This window comes from Pontibacter sp. HJ8 (genome assembly GCF_054824225.1).
Genome location: NZ_JSYF01000599.1, coordinates 1 through 16,610, shown reverse-complemented (window position 1 = coordinate 16,610; position 16,610 = coordinate 1). Strand labels below are relative to the sequence as shown.

Below are 16,610 nucleotides of genomic sequence, written 5' to 3'. Positions count from 1 at the left end.
ACATTAACCCGAAACCTATACCAAACCTTTACACATTCCATATGCAGCTGGTGAATAAGAGTGCTATCTCCTTAGTACTCACCCTGTTTTATCTGCTATGCACGGGACCCGACGTCCTGGCGCAAAGCTGCACGACAACTATAACTGTTTCGGGCTCCTCCACGCTCTGTCAGAACGGGCAGGTGGTGTTGACAGCCTCCGAAGCCGCCAGCTATACCTGGTCCAACGGAGCGACAAGCCGTAGTATTACGGTACAGGCAGCGGGTAGTTATTCGGTCACAACAATTTCTGGGGACGGCTGCACCAGTACGTCTGCTCCCTTCCAGGTATACCAGCAACCGGACGCCAGCATAGAGGATCCGAATTTTGATTTTACCTACTGCAGCTATACCGGCAATGCCGCCTCCTTTAATCTGGAAGTAGAGAACACCTCCCAGACCAAAGCGACCAACACCGGCTATACCATCCAATGGGGAGATGGCAAAACCAACACCTACGGCAAAAACTTTGAGCGGGCCAGCCACGTTTATACCGCTGCCGGCCTGTTCACGATCGTGGTGACCGCTACGGATGCAAACGGCTGCGTGGGCACCTCGACCGAGCAGGTGTTCATCGGCAGCAACCCGGGGCTGGGCATTACGAGTGACGGCAACAATACCAGCTGCGCCCCGGCAACCTTCGACTTTAAAATTACCGGCGTGGAGGGTAACTCTCCCCACACCGTCTATACCTTTCAGTTTGACGATGGCACGCCCGCCATTACCTACAAGCACCCGGAACTTCCTGCAGACCGCATTCTCCGCCATACCTTCACCAAATCTTCCAAAGACAAGCCCAACGGCTTTACACTGAAGGGCACGGCCACCAACCCCTGCAACAATTCCATTGCTACTTTCACCGGCATCCGGATCTCAGAAGGGCCTATCGCGGACTTTGCGATCGGCAATGTATGCCTGGGCGAACCCGTAAAGTTTCAGGACAAGACAAAAAGCGGGTATGACGCTTCGTCCAGAACAGACAAGTACAAAGTGAAGTGGGAGATCTTCCCGGCTACGGGTTGGGAATTTACAGGAGGTACCGATGCGACCTTTTCACCTAGTGTTAAGTTCAACCAGCTCGGAGAGTACGTTGTACGCCTGACCGCCTCTCCCCTGGATCCCAACTCGACCTGCGTACCCAGTGTGAAAGAGCAGATCATCGTCGTAAATGATATACCCAAAGCCGCCTTTGAGCTGCTGCCGGCGGAGGGCAATTGCGCCCCCTCTGTCTACCGGGCTCAAAACCAGTCTACCGGCACGGACCTGCGCTATACCTGGCAGGTTTCTGCTCCGGAGGGCTGGAGTTTTGCGGAAGGCACAGATGCCAATTCCCAAAACCCGGTTTTCAGCTTCACCAAATCAGGTACCTATACCGTAGCTTTGGTAGCCAGCAGCGTGTGTTCGGCCATCAGTCGCAAGGAAACCCAAATTACGGTGGTACACAAACCGCTTGCCACCCTGCCGGCGGCCAAAACCTACTGCGGTCCGCAGACCATCTCTTTTTCAGGTAATGACAAGAACCACCTGCCAGTATATGATGCCCAGGCAGGACAAATAAGCAGCTATCGCTGGGATGTCTCCGGCCCGGGTGCGACGGAATTCACATCCGGCACCAGCGCCAGCTCCGCTTATCCAACGATCAAATTTACGGAATCTGGCACGTACGAAGTCCGCGTGAGCGCCCTTAACGAATGCGGTGTATCTGAAGCAGCCACCCAACTCATTACGATCGATGCGATTCCGGAAGTAGTGGTGACAGCGCCTAAAGCAGCCCTTTGCGTAGGTGAAAATACGACGCTTTCGGCGACGGGAGCCGATACCTATACCTGGTCTCCGGCAACCGGCCTGAGCGCCACGACCGGCAGCAGCGTGACGGCCTCCCCTGCGATGACCACCACTTATACCGTGACAGGCAAAAACAGTGACACCGGCTGTACTGCGACGACGACCTTTATCGTGGAAGTCAATACGCCACCCACTGTCAGCGTGGCAACGGATGCAGGTGAAATCTGCATCGGCCAGGGCACTGCCACCCTCACGGCCTCCGGTGCCGACCGCTATACCTGGTCCCCGGCGGCCGGTCTGAGTGGGACTTCTGGCGCCCGTGTAGTGGCTACACCAGCTGTTACGACGACCTATACTGTGACGGGTACGGATGAAAAAACAGGCTGTACCAGTACCGCTACCGTTACAATCAAAGTCAATCCATTGCCCGAAGTAAAGGCGGGCGAAGATAGGACGCTCTGCGACAGGCCCGTGCCAACGAAACTGCAGGGTAGCCCGGCAGGCGGTACCTGGAGTGGCGCGCATGTTACGCCGGAGGGTACTTTTACAGCAGCCGGTACAGGCACATTTGAACTGACCTATACCTTCACCAATGCGGCTGGCTGTGTAAATACGGATCAGGTACTGGTGACCGTTACGGAGCCTCATGTAGTTCAGGCAGGCGATGACCGCACCGTTTGCCTCAACAGCGGCACATTCAAGCTGGGAGGTTCTCCAGCAGGCGGCAAATGGAGCGGGTCAGCCCATGTTGCAGCAGATGGCACGTTCAATCCGGCTGCAGCAGGCACCTTCACGCTGACCTATACCTACGGCACCGGCAGCTGCGAAACCAGCGACCAGGTACAGGTGACAGTGAATAGCTTGCCTGCTTCGCCAACGGTACAAAACGTGTCTACCATCTGCCCGGGAAGCCGCGCTACCCTTCGTGTACAGAACCCGAAGGGGACCGTGACCTGGTATGCCCAAGCTACCGGAGGCAATGTGTTATATACAGGAGAAGCCTACCTGACTCCTGTCTTAGATAAAACCACCACGTACTATGTGCAAACTACGATCGAAGGAGGCTGTACCAGCACCCGGACAGCTGTAAAAGTGACTGTATACCCTCCTACGCCGGCTCCTGTTGTAGCTCCTGTTACGCTTTGCGGCGCGGGCAGCACCGCGACCCTGGTGGCAGAAGGAAACGCAGGCAGCTACGAGTGGTTCGCTGACGCAGCCACCACCCGACTGATCGCCACGACCAAAAGCTTTACGACCGATGCCCTGCCTGAAGGTGTTACCACTTACTATGTGCGTGCCGCAACCAATGGCTGCTACAGCCCAGTCGTAGCGGTTCCAGTCACCATCCTGCCGGCGCTGGCTAATAATTCATTGCAGCAAGTCGCGTTGATCTGCGCCGGTCAGACACCAGTTCCTATCAATGGCTCCGAACCTGCCGACGGAAACAATAGCTATACCTACCGCTGGGAAAGCAGTGTGACCAGCGCTACAACCGGTTTTGAAGCGATCAGTGGCGCTACCGGCAAAGACTACCAGCCGGCTGCGCTGACTCGCACGACCTGGTACAGAAGAACCGTGCTCTCTGCCGGATGCTCCAACACCTCTGCTGCAGTAGAAGTCAAAGTAACGCCTGTGCTAGCTAACAACACCATTACAGGTATAGCGCCGATGTGCGAAGGCAGCGAAGCAGCTATGCTGAAGGGCAGCCAGCCTGCCGGCGGCACCGGGGCGTATACCTATACCTGGGAAAGCAGCACCACCGGTGCCAGCGGCAGCTTTGCAGCGGCCGGCGGCAATAGCCGGGAACAGCACTATAGCCCGGGCATCCTGAACCAGACCACCTGGTTCCGACGCAAAGTCACTTCCGGTGCCTGCGCAGAAATGGTGAGTGCAGCCATCGAGGTGAAAGTGATCAAACCGATCACAGCCAATACAATCTCTGTGGAGCAAACGACCATCTGCAGCGGGACAGCACCGGCCGTTATTGTAGGCAGCACACCAGTGGGCGGCACGGATGAGAAGACCTACAGATGGGAGATGCGCGCGGAAAGCGGCACCTACGGACCGGCTACCGGCACCAACAACGGCCTCAACTATACCCCGCAGATCAACGACAGAACCATGTGGTACCGACGGGTAGTAACAGGTGGCCCGTGTGGCGAGAGCATCAGCAACGAAATACAGATCACGGTGCAGCCGGCTATCGCCCAAAACACAATTGCCATCGCCGGCCAGCAGATCCTTTGCAAGGGCCAATCGGCAGCTACTCTATCCGGCGCGCACCCGGCTGGTGGCAACGGCAGCTATACCTATCGCTGGCTCTACAATACCACTGGACCCAATGCCACGTTTGAGCCTGCTCCTGGCAACAACACCGCCCAGGACTATACCAGCCCGGCCGCGCTGACAAACACGACTTGGTACATGCGTGAAGTCGTATCCGGGGCTTGTATCAGCAACTCCGGCGTGGTGGAAGTGACGGTAGTGGACCTGCCCGTCGCTCCGGTTGTGGCACCTGTCACCATTTGCGAAGGCAGTACCGCCACTCTAACTGTGAACAGCACTACTACCAACACCTTCCGTTGGTATACCAGCGCCTCAGCAGAAAAAAACCTATACGAAGGCTACAGTTTTGAGACAGCTGCACTGAACGAGACGACGACCTATTATGTAGAAGCTGTGAATGTGAACGGCTGTGGCAGCAGTGAGCGCAAAGCAGTAACGGTGACAGTTAACCGAAATATTTCCAACAATACGATCACAGCAGCGGCTGCACCGATCTGCGCTGGTCAACGCCCGGCGGCCATTACAGGCTCCGAACCAGCTGGCGGCGGTGGCGCAGGCACCTATACCTACCGTTGGGAAAGCAGTGAATCCGGCCCGAACGGAGGCTTCAGCCCGATAGCAGGCGCTACGGCTGCTTCTTTCCAGCCAACTGCCCTGCAGAAAACCACCTGGTTCCGAAGAGTCGTTTCTTCCGGACCCTGTGCGGCCCATTCTAGTGCGGCAATTAAAGTGGAGGTACTTCCGGCCATCAGCCAAAACAGCATAACTACCGACCAGGCGACTCTTTGCTCGGGTGATGTTCTGGGTACCCTCAAAGGTACACAGCCTGTTGGTGGCAGCGGAGCAGGCAGCTATACCTACCTGTGGGAAAGCAGCAGAGATGGTGCAAACTTCTCCCCGGCAGCCGGCACCAACACGCAGCCGGACTATACGGCACCGGCGCCGATGACCGAGCGTACCTGGTTCAGAAGGATCGTGTACTCGGCTCCTTGTGCGCAGTCTGTGAGTGAAGCGCTGGAGATCGTCGTGCAACCCCTCATCACCAACAACACCATTACGACCAAAGAGCAAACGATCTGTGCGGGCGAAGCACCGGCCCAGTTGGTGGCAGCGCGCCCGGCAGGCGGCAATGAAAACCCGGTATACCTGTGGGAAAGCAAAACCGACGGCTCGGGCAAAGATTTTGAACCGGCAGCCGGTATAAACAACGGCATCCACTACCAGGCGGGCAAGCTCACCCAGACCACCTGGTTCCGCCGCAAGGTGACAGCCGGGGCCTGTGCGCATGTATCAGAAGCGATCCGTGTGATCGTGAATGAGGTCATCGCCAACAATACCATTTCACAAAACCAGGTCATCTGTACAGGAAGCGCTCCGGCCAAACTAACCGGAACAGCGCCTGCAGGGGGCAACGGCAGCTATACCTATTACTGGGAAGCTGCTGGTGCGGACGGCGTGTTCCGCAAGGTGAACAACAGCCAGACCGCTGAGTTGGCACCAGGTGTACTCACCTCCACCACGTCCTACAGACGGGTGGTAGAATCGGGTCCCTGCACTCATATATCCAATACGGTGACGATCACCGTGTCGCCGGCTATAACCAGCAATAGCATCGGACTGAAGCAGAGCATCTATGCCGGACAGACGCCGGCTCCGCTCACAGGCTCACTCCCGGCCGGTGGTGCCGGACCGGATACCTATACCTATGTATGGGAAAGCAGCGCTAGCCAGCACAGTGGGTATCAACCGGCAGCCGGCGTGAACAGCAGCCGCCACTACAGCCCGCAGGCACAGCAGGAGCCAACCTGGTTCAGACGCCGTGCACTGTCCGGTGGCTGTGAAAGTGCATCGGAGCCGGTACTGATCGATGTACTGATGGGGGTGACCAACAATAACATCCGCACTGACCAAGTGATCTGCGCCGGCAACAAGCCAGCTACCCTGCAGGGCTCCCAGCCGGAAGGCGGAAACGGGCAATACCAGTACCTGTGGTTAGCCAGCACCAAAGGAGCGAAAACAGGCTTTGTGACTGCTTCCGGTGCCAGTACCAGCCAGGACTACAGCCCGGCAGCCCTCACCCAGTCAACCTGGTTCAGGCGCGTGGTGGTGTCAGGCCCTAACCCGGATACCAGCGCAGCGGTGCATATCAGCGTGAAGCCTCCGATGGCCAACAACAAGATCAGCACCAGCCAGACCATCTGTTACGGAACGGCGCCGTCTGTCCTCACAGGCACCTTGCCAACAGGCGGAAGCGGCAGCTATACCTTCCTGTGGGAGAGCAGCACAAGCGGTCCTGACAAAGGCTATAGGACGGCACCCGGCGCCAACAACAAGCAGGAATACGCCCCTGCTGCCCTGACACAGACCACCTGGTTCAGGCGGGTCGTGACTTCCGAGTCCTGCGACAGGCTGGTGAGCGATGCAGTGATGATGACGGTTACGCCACTTCCGGCTACGCCGGTTGCCGATGGCCTAACCATCTGCCCCGGCACCAGCACGACCCTGACAGCTACCGGCAAAGGCGGCAGACTTGAGTGGTATACCGTAGCAACAGGCGGCAACCCGGTCAAAACCGGCGAGAGCTTTACTACCCCTTCCCTCAACAGCACCACCACTTATTACGTGCAGGAAGTAGCGCTTTCCTGTGCCAGTGAGCGCAGGGCTGTCACGGTAACCGTAACGCCACCGACCGCGAACGCCGGGCTGGATGTGACCACTATAAAAGGCCGCACGGTACAGTTGCAGGCAAGCGGCGGCACCACCTATACCTGGTCGCCGGCCCTGGGCCTCAATGACCCGAACATAGCAAACCCGCTGGCTAATCCGGAAGTGACGACTACCTACACGGTTACCGCGACAACAGCGGCCGGTTGTGTGTCTACCGCCAGGATGACAGTGACGGTACAGGAGCTTGTGTATGTGCCCAACACCTTTACCCCTAACCGCGATGGCATCAACGATACCTGGGAGATCCTCAACATTGAACAATATCCGAACTGCAGGGTGCAGATATTTAATCAGTGGGGCAATGTGGTCTTTACCTCGGACGGCTACAAGCAGCAATGGGATGGCACCTACAAAGGACAGGAACTACCGCTGGCGACTTATTACTACATCATCCAGCTGGATAACAAAGAAAAACCGCTTTCAGGAAGTGTGACGATCGTTAAATAATCTATATGAATAAACTTTTAGCTTTAGGATTGGTGCTTTTGGTTGCCTCACAGACGGTTGCGCAACAGAAGCCACAGTACACCCAGTACACGCTCAACAATTACCTGCTCAATCCGGCCATCACCGGTATAGAGGATTACGCAGATGTGAAATTGGGAACCCGGCACCAGTGGTCCGGACTGGAAGGAGCCCCTGTTTCGTACTATGCTACCTTTCATATGCCCATTATGAAAGACATGAATCCGGCCGCCAAAGCCCAGCGCTCCAGGGTGCTTCCCAAAGAAGCTACGACCAAAAAGAAGCCAACTACTTACCGCCGTATTCGCCCCCACCACGGGCTGGGCGCGATGGCAATGTCTACTGCGACAGGCCCGCTGAAGCGCAGCAGCCTGAACCTGAGCTATGCCTACCACCAACCCCTCTCCCGTACGCTCCGGGTTGCAGCCGGCGTAGCACCGGGCGTAACCCAGTATAGTCTGGATCCGAATCAGGTACGGGTGATCAACCCCAATGACCCCGCCATCATGGACGGCCGCGTGAACGAGGCCAAGTTTGACCTGAACATGGGCCTGTGGCTTTACTCCTATAACTATTACCTGGGTGTGGCAGGTACGCAGCTGGTACCAAGCAAACGTGAATTCCTCTCTTCCGGCCAGGCCGACGACAGCAGCGGAAAGCTGCAGCAACACTACTTTGTCACAGGCGGTTACCGCCTGGATGTGGCCCCCGGACTGGCGCTGATCCCGTCGGTGATGGTGAAAGTAGCGCAGCCCAGCCCGGTATCGGTGGATGCTACCCTGAAGGCGATCTATGGCGACAGGATTTGGGCTGCTGCATCGTACCGTCACAACGAATCGGTGGCCGCGATGGCAGGCATTAACATCAGCTACCTGCTGGACCTGAGCTACTCCTACGACGCCAGCACTTCTCCCCTGGGTTCCTCGAACACAGGCAGCCATGAAGTGGTACTGGGTTTCAAATTACGCAATACCTCCCGGGTCCTTTGCCCGCAATGGGCCTGGTAGTCAGCTATATATAACACAATCAAAAGAGCAGCTATCGGCTGCTCTTTTGTATTAACACCAACCTCCAAAATCCCATAACCTTTGTACCTGATTAAAGTATAGGCATTAAAACCCCGACACGTATGACGCTCAAACAAATTCTGCCCACCTTGCTGGGTATCTGCTTTATCGTTTTTGCGGCTTTGCAGTACAATGACCCGGATGCTATACCCTGGATTGCGACCTATCTTGCCGCTGCTATCCTCAGCTTTCTCACCGCTTTTAACAGGATCAGCCGGGCGGTGTTGTTACTGGCTTTCGTGGCCTTCGCGGTCGGTGCCGTCTATTTCTGGCCGGACCAATGGGAAGGACTTGCCATCGGCGGGGGCGATATCAAAAACATAGAGGAAGGCCGGGAGTCACTCGGGCTGGCACTGTGCAGCCTGACCATGCTCGTGTACGCCTTTCTGACCAAAAGCAGTGTTAGCTTGCACCCGCAGCATACCTCCTTTAAAGCAAACAAAAGGGCTAACTGATATGCTCAGTCAGCCCTTTTCTCTAGAAGTATGAAAGCGGGATTATAGCTGTTCTGCCTTAAAGCCTGCTTTTTCCACTGTGCTTTGGATGGTCTGGGCGTCCAGGCTATCCGAAGTCACTTCCAGCACTTTGTCCGGGTTATCGGTATCTACTTTCCACTCCTGCACACCTTCCAGCTTATTCAGGTGAGGCGTCACGGCCCGAATGCAGCTTCCGCAATTGATTGTCGTTTTGAATTTATAGGTTTTCATATTTAACATAATTAATTAACTAATAGAATTTATTTTAGAGTCTTTTCCCTCTCAGGCGTAAACTGTTACTCACGACGGATACAGAACTGAGCGCCATAGCAGCACCTGCCACCATCGGGTTGAGCAGGAAACCGGTGAACGGGTATAGCAATCCGGCCGCTACAGGTATACAGATCACGTTGTAGAAGAAGGCCCAGAACAGGTTCTGCTTGATAGTCTGCACCGTTGCCCGCGAAAGTTTCATGGCGGATGCCACCTGCACCAGGTCAGAACGCATCAGCGTAATGCCGGCCACATCCATGGCTACGTCCGTACCATGGCCCATCGCGATGCTGACATCTGCCGTGGCCAGCGCCTGGGCATCGTTGATGCCGTCCCCCACCATGGCCACCACCTTGCCTTCTGCCTGCAGCTTCTTCACAAAGGAAGCTTTGTCATCGGGCAGCAGCTCTGCCTCATAGTGCGTTATACCTACCTGCCGTGCCACTGCTTCGGCTGTCTGCACGTTGTCACCGGTGAGCATGTATACCTCCAGTCCGGCATCCTTCATACGCTGTATCCCTTTGGCGGCATCAGCTTTGATGGGATCGCTCACAGCGAAAACGGCCAGCGCCTGCTTTCTGCTGGCAAAGAAGATGGCTGTTTTCGCATCCTGCTGCAAGGTCCGTGCTGCTTCCAGCAGGGACTCCGGCAGTTGGACCCCTTGCTGTCGCAGGAGTTTCTCATTGCCTGCCAGGAAGCTTTCCCCTTCAAATTCGGCTTCTATACCTAGACCGGTCAGGCTATTGAAATACGCGGGTTCGCGCACCTGCAGCCCTTTTTCTTTGTAGAAGGTATAGATGGCCTGCGCGATCGGGTGCTCCGATTTGGCCTCCATCGAGAAGAATAATTGTTCCAGTTCCTGTTGCCTTTCCGTGTCCCGGGCCCACACCACATCGGTCACAGAGGGTTTGCCCACGGTGATGGTACCGGTTTTATCCAGCAGGATCACATTGGCTTTGTAGGCGTGCTCCAGGCTTTCGGCGTCTTTGATCAGAATGCCGTTCTCGGCCCCTTTTCCTACACCTACCATGATCGCCGTCGGGGTAGCCAGGCCCAGCGCACAGGGACAGGCGATCACCAAGACCGAGATCATGGACACCAGCGCCTGCGACAGGTAAGCCTCTCCGCCCAGCACCAGCCAGGCCACAAACGTAAGCACCGCAATGACCAGTACCACCGGTACGAAGATACCGGCAATCTTATCCACCAGCTTCTGGACAGGGGCTTTGCTGCCCTGCGCTTCCTGTACCATTTTGATGATGTGCGCCAGCATGGTCTCGCCGCCGGTCTTACGGGCGATGAGCTGCAGGCTGCCTTTCTGGTTGATGGTGCCGGCAAACAGGGTATCCCCCGGCTGCTTCTGCACGGGCAGCGGCTCTCCGCTCAGCATGCTCTCATCCACATACGAGGTACCGGCCACCACTTCCCCGTCCACCGGGACACGGTCTCCGGGCAGCATCAGCACGCGGTCTCCTACCTGCACTTCTTCTATCCTGATCTCGGCTTCGCCACCTTCGCGCAGCACCCGCACGGTCTTGGGCTGCAGGCCCATCAGCTTTTTGATGGCGGCAGAACTCCGGTTCTTGGCTCCCTCTTCCAGGTATTTGCCCAGTAGGATAAAGGCAATGATGACAGCCACCGCCTCATAATATACATGGGGCATCATGCCCCGGCTCAGGAAAAAGGCAGGATAAACGGTATTGAAAACACTGAAAGCAAAGGCTATACCTGTACTCAGCGCCACCAGGGTGTCCATGTTGGCCCGCATGTACTTGGCTTGTCCCCAGGCATTGACAAAGAAATGCCGCCCGGCCCACAGCAGCACCGGCGTTGTCAGGGCTAGCATCGCCCAGTTGCCCCAGCTGAAGGCATCGTGAAAGAACATTCCCAGCACAAAGACCGGGAAAGCCAGCACCGCCGCCACGATCGTCTTGGTTTTGAGTGCAACAAGCGACGCCGCCTGCCGTTCCTCCAGTTCTTCTGTGGTATGCTCGTCTATCAGCAAGTCAAATCCGATCTCGTGGAGCGTGTCCCGCAGCTGCGCAGGATTTACCTGCTCGGGCTGAAAGGCAACCTGCACCGTTTTGCCAGCGAAGTTCACGCTTGCCTCCTGCACGCCCTCCACCGTCCGCAGCATGCTCTCGATGCTGGAGGCACAGGAGGCACAGGTCATCCCCTCCACCGGGAATGTTGTTTTTTTATAGGTATCTTTTAATATAGTTTCCATCGTATGCATCTTTAAGGATGGGTTCAATCCCAACATTACAAAGGTACAACCTACCCCGCCCGACGGCGTTACAGAATCCGGGCAAAGGTTTATAGATTTTTGATCTGTTTTCCTCCCTAAGAAATACCTGAGCAGCTGCGGAACGTACCTATTTCAGGTGTATACCTATATAGTTGTTTTCTTAGCTTATTTGGGGAACTAAACACCTTGTAAATTTTGCTATACCTGTTCATGGAAGTAGAAGTGCGTCACGGCCCTGTCTTACCTGACAGAATTTAAAAAAATTCAGCCGGCCTTTCGGCTATTCTATTTTTAGCAACAGGCATTGGTCCAAATGTTGAACACAAACAAATTCGCACTTTCCCGACACAGCTCCCGGACAATAAAATACGTATTGCTGGCTTTTTCCGGCCTGTTGGTGACCTTGGTCTGTGTTATCTCCTTTACTTTGTTTCAGGCGCGCCAGGTGCAGCTGGACCAGGACCAGTACGTGTCCGATGCCCTCTTCGAACTGGAGTATATCGATGCCCTGCATGACAACGAGAGCACCATCCACAAAGCCATCCTGCTGCATCTGACAGCTGCCAGTACCGCTGAAAAGGCAGAGTATGAACACGAGATCCGCGCTACCCAGGCTGTCAGCAAAAAGAACCTGCAGGAGCTCAAGCAATTGCTCAGCAACAGCGCACACAGGGCCATACTGTCCCGCTTCGAAGCAGAACGTGCGGTCCACGACACCCTGATCAGCCACCTGATTGACCTGAGCCGGGATGGGAATATCCGGGATGCACTGAAGTTCAACAGCAAAGTGATCACGCCGGAATACCAGCAACACCAGAGCCAGCTCAACCTGCTGAGTACTGGCATTCGCAGGGCTGCCCGACAGAGCGGGGAAGAGGCCATGGCTTCCGTGGCCTCTTTTGTGGATAGCCACAAGCTCCTGCTGGCGCTTACCTTTATCGTGGCCCTCATCACGCTGCTGCTTCTCCGCCATATCATTTACCGCCTCCGGCAGGATAACCTGTTTCTGAACACCGAAATAAAGGAGCGACAACAGCTTCAGAAAGCCTTGTTTGAGAGCCAGACGCAGTATAAAAAGCTGTTTGACCACAACCCCCTGCCCTCTTGGGTGATGGATCAGCATACGCTCCGGTTTCTGGAAGTAAATGCTGCCGCCACCAAAGAGTACGGCTACAGCAAACAGGAATTCCTGAGTCTTTCCTTACAGGATCTGTGGCCGGAAGAGGAGGTCGTGCGGCTGAATCAGCAGCTGCTCACGCTGGACATGCACAGCTCGCATTTCTTTAAAGGGCGCCACAAACGAAAAGACGGAAGTATATTTGATGTAGAGGTAAATTCAGACGCGCTTCCAGTAGTCGGCGGCAGCCACCACCGCCTGGTGGTCGCGGTGAATGTGCACGAGCGGCAGCTGGCCCTCGAGAAGCTCCAGCGAAGCGAAACACAGCTGCTCGAAATCAGTTCCAGCATTCCGGGGGCTGTTTTCCAGTTGCACATGACCAATGCTACGGACTATACCTTTACCTTCATCAGTGAAGGCATCCGGGAGCTTTTCCATATTGCGCCGGACGAGGTCTATGCTGCTGCTGCTTCGCTTTACAGGCATATCCACCGGCAGGATGCGGTGCAGGTACAGCAGGCGATCTTTGCCTCTTACCGGAGTCTTTCGCCCCTGGTGGCGGTGTTCCGGATCAATCTGCCACAGACCAGTAAATGGAAGTGGGTGCAGGCGCACGGGCTGCCCACGCTGAAGGGAAACGGCCATGTTACCTGGAACGGGACCATGATCGACATCACCGACCAACGGGACGCGCAGGAACAACTCATCAAAAGCGAAGCCAATCTGAGGGCTCTTCTTGACAGCTCGCCCCAGGCCACCTACCTGCTCGACAAATCCTTGAAGATCATGATGTACAATGCAGTGGCGAAACGGGACGTACGAAATCTGCTTCTCAAGGACATCCGCATCGGGCAGGGCATCCTGGAGTTTGTGGACGAAGCGGTGACAGGCGACCTGGTCACGCAGCATGCAAAGGCCATGCAGGGCGAAACGATTCTCTACGAAGTCGGAAACGGGGATTTCTGGCATGAGATCGCGCTCCGGCCCGTGTTGGGCCCGGGTGACAAGGTACTGGCCGTATCGCTGAGTATACACAACATATCGGAACGGAAACTTGCCCTGGAAACGATCAAACGCAACGAAGAGCAGCTGGCCCGCGCCCAGCACCTGGCCCAGCTGGGCAACTGGGAGCTGGATCTGACCCAGGGAACGCTTAGCTGGTCGGACAGCGTGTATGAAATTTATGGCGTGAGCCGGTCTGATTTCCGGCCTACACCCCACAATGCCTTGCAGTTTATACCGGAAGCGGAGCGCGAGCTGCTGATACGTGCCTACGATGAAGCTGCCGAGCACAACCGGATCGCGTCTGTAGAACACAGTATCGTACGGACCAATGGCAGCACCCGCATGGTGCAGGAGATCCTCGAACCTGAGTTTGACGGCAACGGCAGGCTGATCCGGTTGCACGGATCGGTACAGGATATCACTGAGCGCAAGCATACCGAGCAGGAAGTACTCCGAGCCAAAAATCTGCTGCAGTCCACCCTGGAAAATATTCCCGAGATCATCTTCTCGGTAGACGCGGCCCTACGGCTTATCTATGTCAGTCCGCAATGCAGGGAACTGACAGGGTATACGGAAGAAGAATTTTTGACAGAACCGGACAAGTGGCTCAAAACGGTTATAGAGCAGGACAGGGAGGTTTTCACCGGACAAATCATACCTCGTGTAATGGCCGGAGAGCGGCAGCATTACGAGCTCCGGATCATGACCAAAGATCAGCAGCAAAAATGGCTCATGGTGCGCATGTCCCCGAAGCGCAACGCGCAGGGAGAGGTATACCGGTTTGATGGCTCCGCCTCCGACATGACCCAGTACAAAGAAGCGGAAACCAGGCGCGCTGACCTGACCGACCAGCTGCTCAAGCAGAACCAGAACCTGCAGCAGTTCGCCTATATCGTGTCGCACAACCTGCGCGCGCCGATCGCCAACATACTGGGGCTCACTACTATCTACAACAAGCACAAGCCCGAATCGCCCATGAACCCGCGCATCATTGACAACCTTTTCAAGTCGGCCAGGCTGCTCGATACCACAATCCGGGATCTGAATGACATCCTGACCTTGAGAAGTGAGCTGGACAAGGTAAGAGAAGAAGTCGCTTTCGATGCTGTTTTAAAAGATATTCTGGGCAGCCTTTCGGGAGAGCTGGCAGGTATAGTAGCTGATATTCAGTACGATTTCAAAGAAGCACCACGTGTGGTTGCTGTGCGCAGCTATATCCACAGCATCATGCACAATCTGATTTCGAATGCCATCAAATATAAATCGCCTGACAGAAAGTTGAAATTAGAACTTAAAACTTACACTATTCCTAATTATATTTGTCTGAGCGTGTCCGATAACGGTCTGGGAATTGATCTTAGCAAAGAAAAAGAAAAGATCTTCGGGCTGTACAAGCGCTTCCATTCCCATACAGAGGGAAGAGGGCTGGGCCTGCATCTGGTCAAAACGCAGGCAGAGCTGCTCGGCGGAAAGGTAGAAGTAGACAGCCAGGTAAACCAGGGCACTACTTTTAATATATACTTTAGATACAACGTGTAGTGATGAATATTTTAAAAAGAGTTATTCTGATTGATGACGATGAGGTAAATAACTTTGTATGTGAAAGTATCATCCGAAATGAGAATTTCGCAGAGGAGGTTATTAGTTTTCAGGCAGCTGAAGAAGCACTTGCATTCTTGAAGGCTGCTGTAGATCAACCCGGAGATCAGTTCCCCGATCTCATTTTCCTGGACATCAACATGCCGGGCATGGATGGCTGGAATTTTATAGATGAGTACCGGAAATTACCTGAATCCGCTACCAGGAAATGCAACCTGTTCATGCTTTCATCGGCCGTAGACCGAAAAGACATTCTGTGTGCCAGAAGCCACGAAGAAGTAAAAGAGTTTTTTTCCAAACCCTTGTCTCCCGAAATCCTGAGCTTTATCAAAGAAGAATTTCTGTTAAAAGTTTGATCCCATACATACAATATGCCCCGGTCGTTTTGTAAGCGGCCGGGGCATATTGTATGTATGGCCATCCTCCCGGTACGAAACCTGGCGCCGGCGGCGCTCTAGCTAAACACCCGAACTCAGGTCGCTTCAAGGTATAGCTTGCGGCGGTATACCGGGTATAGGCCTACCGCTTTAGATGATCTGATCCAGGGGCTTGCGGGACTGGACGGCACTTTTCTTATACTCGCTCGGCGACATACCGGTGACCTGCCGGAACTGGCCCGACAGGTGCGCCACACTGCTGTAACCGAGCCGGTAACTGATCTGGCTCAGGCTCAGCTCATTGTAGGCCAGCAGCTCTTTTGCCCGCTCCACCTTCTGCAGCACCACATAGCGTGCAATCGTCACCCCTTCTTCTGCCGGGAAAAGGCTGCTCAGGTAGTGGTAGTCGCGGCCTATGGCTTCGGAGAGGTAGTCCGATATGTTGGTGGTGAGGTTTTCGACTTCCCCGGAACGGATCAGCTCAATGATCGCTATTTTTACCTTCTCCACCAGTTCAGCCTTTTTGTCCTCGAGCAGCTCAAAGCCATTTTGCAAGAGTGCCTCTTTCAGCTGCCTGAGTTGTTGTGCATCCGGCTCGGCAGCCAGCTCGACCTTTCCCAGTTGTACATCCACAGGCGGTAGCTGCAGCTTTTCGAGCTCTTCTGTCACCACTTTCAGGCAGCGGGGACATACCATGTTGCGGATAAGCAATGTATAGTTATCTGACATTTTAGTAGATCGTTAGGTACTCCAGGCAAAACACAGCCATGCTGCTTGGCAATGCGTACGCTTTACATGAAACAAGCCCGTACGCGAAAAAGTTGTCCGGCAGCAGCAGGCGGCGTTGGCTTACAAAGCTAACAAAACAATTCTATACCCTACCTGGATGCCGCCTATACCTATACCTATACCTATACCTATACCTATACCTGCTTTGCAGCTGTGGTTCATCAGACTTGCTACTAGTATTGTTTCATAGCTTCGCCTGGCCGGCGGGGCCTCACTTTTCTCCTTGATGAGAAAAGTAAGCAAAAGAATCAAGACGCTTTTGAACTCGCTGAACGCTCGAACAAAAAATCGTCACTGGTGCACCTGGCTGAAGCTTCTTCTCTGTAGCAGCTGTTGTAAGTTAGTCTTGCTATACCTG

General features: G+C 54.9%; 9 protein-coding genes. 5 read left to right on the top strand and 4 right to left on the bottom strand.

Annotated features, from left to right (window positions below; all coding sequences use genetic code 11):
• Positions 1–41 precede the first annotated feature (41 nt).
• From OB13_RS19905 to OB13_RS19895, 3 genes are all read left to right on the top strand, one after another.
• Positions 42–7,283 carry an Ig-like domain-containing protein gene (locus OB13_RS19905; protein ID WP_461491933.1) on the top strand — a complete coding sequence of 2,414 codons (7,242 nt, stop codon included), beginning with the start codon at positions 42–44 and terminating at the stop codon, positions 7,281–7,283.
• 5 nt (positions 7,284–7,288) lie between these two features.
• On the top strand, positions 7,289–8,308 hold the full coding sequence (locus OB13_RS19900; RefSeq protein WP_461491932.1) for a PorP/SprF family type IX secretion system membrane protein: 1,020 nt from the start codon (positions 7,289–7,291) through the stop codon (positions 8,306–8,308).
• A gap of 122 nt (positions 8,309–8,430) precedes the next feature.
• Positions 8,431–8,823, top strand: a complete 393-nt coding sequence (locus tag OB13_RS19895; RefSeq protein ID WP_461491931.1) for a transmembrane 220 family protein — start codon at positions 8,431–8,433, stop codon at positions 8,821–8,823.
• A 42-nt stretch (positions 8,824–8,865) separates the two neighbouring features.
• Here the strand turns inward: OB13_RS19895 and OB13_RS19890 are convergent, their stop codons facing one another.
• Together OB13_RS19890 and OB13_RS19885 are read right to left on the bottom strand one after the other, a co-directional pair.
• Positions 8,866–9,075, bottom strand: coding sequence for a heavy-metal-associated domain-containing protein (locus tag OB13_RS19890; RefSeq protein ID WP_461491930.1), 210 nt, complete (start codon positions 9,073–9,075; stop codon positions 8,866–8,868).
• Positions 9,076–9,109: 34 nt separating this feature from the next.
• Positions 9,110–11,344 carry a heavy metal translocating P-type ATPase gene (locus tag OB13_RS19885; RefSeq protein WP_461491929.1) on the bottom strand — a complete coding sequence of 745 codons (2,235 nt, stop codon included), beginning with the start codon at positions 11,342–11,344 and terminating at the stop codon, positions 9,110–9,112.
• A 394-nt stretch (positions 11,345–11,738) separates the two neighbouring features.
• On the opposite strand from OB13_RS19885, the gene OB13_RS19880 reads away from it, so the two are divergent.
• Both OB13_RS19880 and OB13_RS19875 read left to right on the top strand, forming a co-directional pair.
• Positions 11,739–15,026 carry a PAS domain S-box protein gene (locus OB13_RS19880; RefSeq protein ID WP_461491928.1) on the top strand — a complete coding sequence of 1,096 codons (3,288 nt, stop codon included), beginning with the start codon at positions 11,739–11,741 and terminating at the stop codon, positions 15,024–15,026.
• 2 nt (positions 15,027–15,028) lie between these two features.
• Positions 15,029–15,442 (top strand): response regulator, encoded by a 414-nt coding sequence (locus OB13_RS19875; RefSeq protein ID WP_461491927.1) that lies wholly within the window; start codon positions 15,029–15,031, stop codon positions 15,440–15,442.
• 171 nt (positions 15,443–15,613) lie between these two features.
• Here the strand turns inward: OB13_RS19875 and OB13_RS19870 are convergent, their stop codons facing one another.
• Positions 15,614–16,192 (bottom strand): AraC family transcriptional regulator, encoded by a 579-nt coding sequence (locus tag OB13_RS19870; RefSeq protein ID WP_461491926.1) that lies wholly within the window; start codon positions 16,190–16,192, stop codon positions 15,614–15,616.
• A gap of 120 nt (positions 16,193–16,312) precedes the next feature.
• Positions 16,313–16,495, bottom strand: a complete 183-nt coding sequence (locus OB13_RS19865) for a hypothetical protein (RefSeq protein ID WP_461491925.1) — start codon at positions 16,493–16,495, stop codon at positions 16,313–16,315.
• Between the last annotated feature and the right edge of the window lie 115 nt (positions 16,496–16,610).

Bases quoted from the DNA above. Each gene is read 5' to 3' on its own strand.
- OB13_RS19885 (WP_461491929.1), bottom strand. From the start codon at position 11,344: ATGGAAACTATATTAAAAGATACCTATAAAAAAACAACATTCCCGGTG.
- OB13_RS19870 (WP_461491926.1), bottom strand. From the start codon at position 16,192: ATGTCAGATAACTATACATTGCTTATCCGCAACATGGTATGTCCCCGC.
- OB13_RS19890 (WP_461491930.1), bottom strand. From the start codon at position 9,075: ATGAAAACCTATAAATTCAAAACGACAATCAATTGCGGAAGCTGCATT.
- OB13_RS19900 (WP_461491932.1), top strand. From the start codon at position 7,289: ATGAATAAACTTTTAGCTTTAGGATTGGTGCTTTTGGTTGCCTCACAG.
- OB13_RS19895 (WP_461491931.1), top strand. From the start codon at position 8,431: ATGACGCTCAAACAAATTCTGCCCACCTTGCTGGGTATCTGCTTTATC.
- OB13_RS19875 (WP_461491927.1), top strand. From the start codon at position 15,029: ATGAATATTTTAAAAAGAGTTATTCTGATTGATGACGATGAGGTAAAT.
- OB13_RS19905 (WP_461491933.1), top strand. From the start codon at position 42: ATGCAGCTGGTGAATAAGAGTGCTATCTCCTTAGTACTCACCCTGTTT.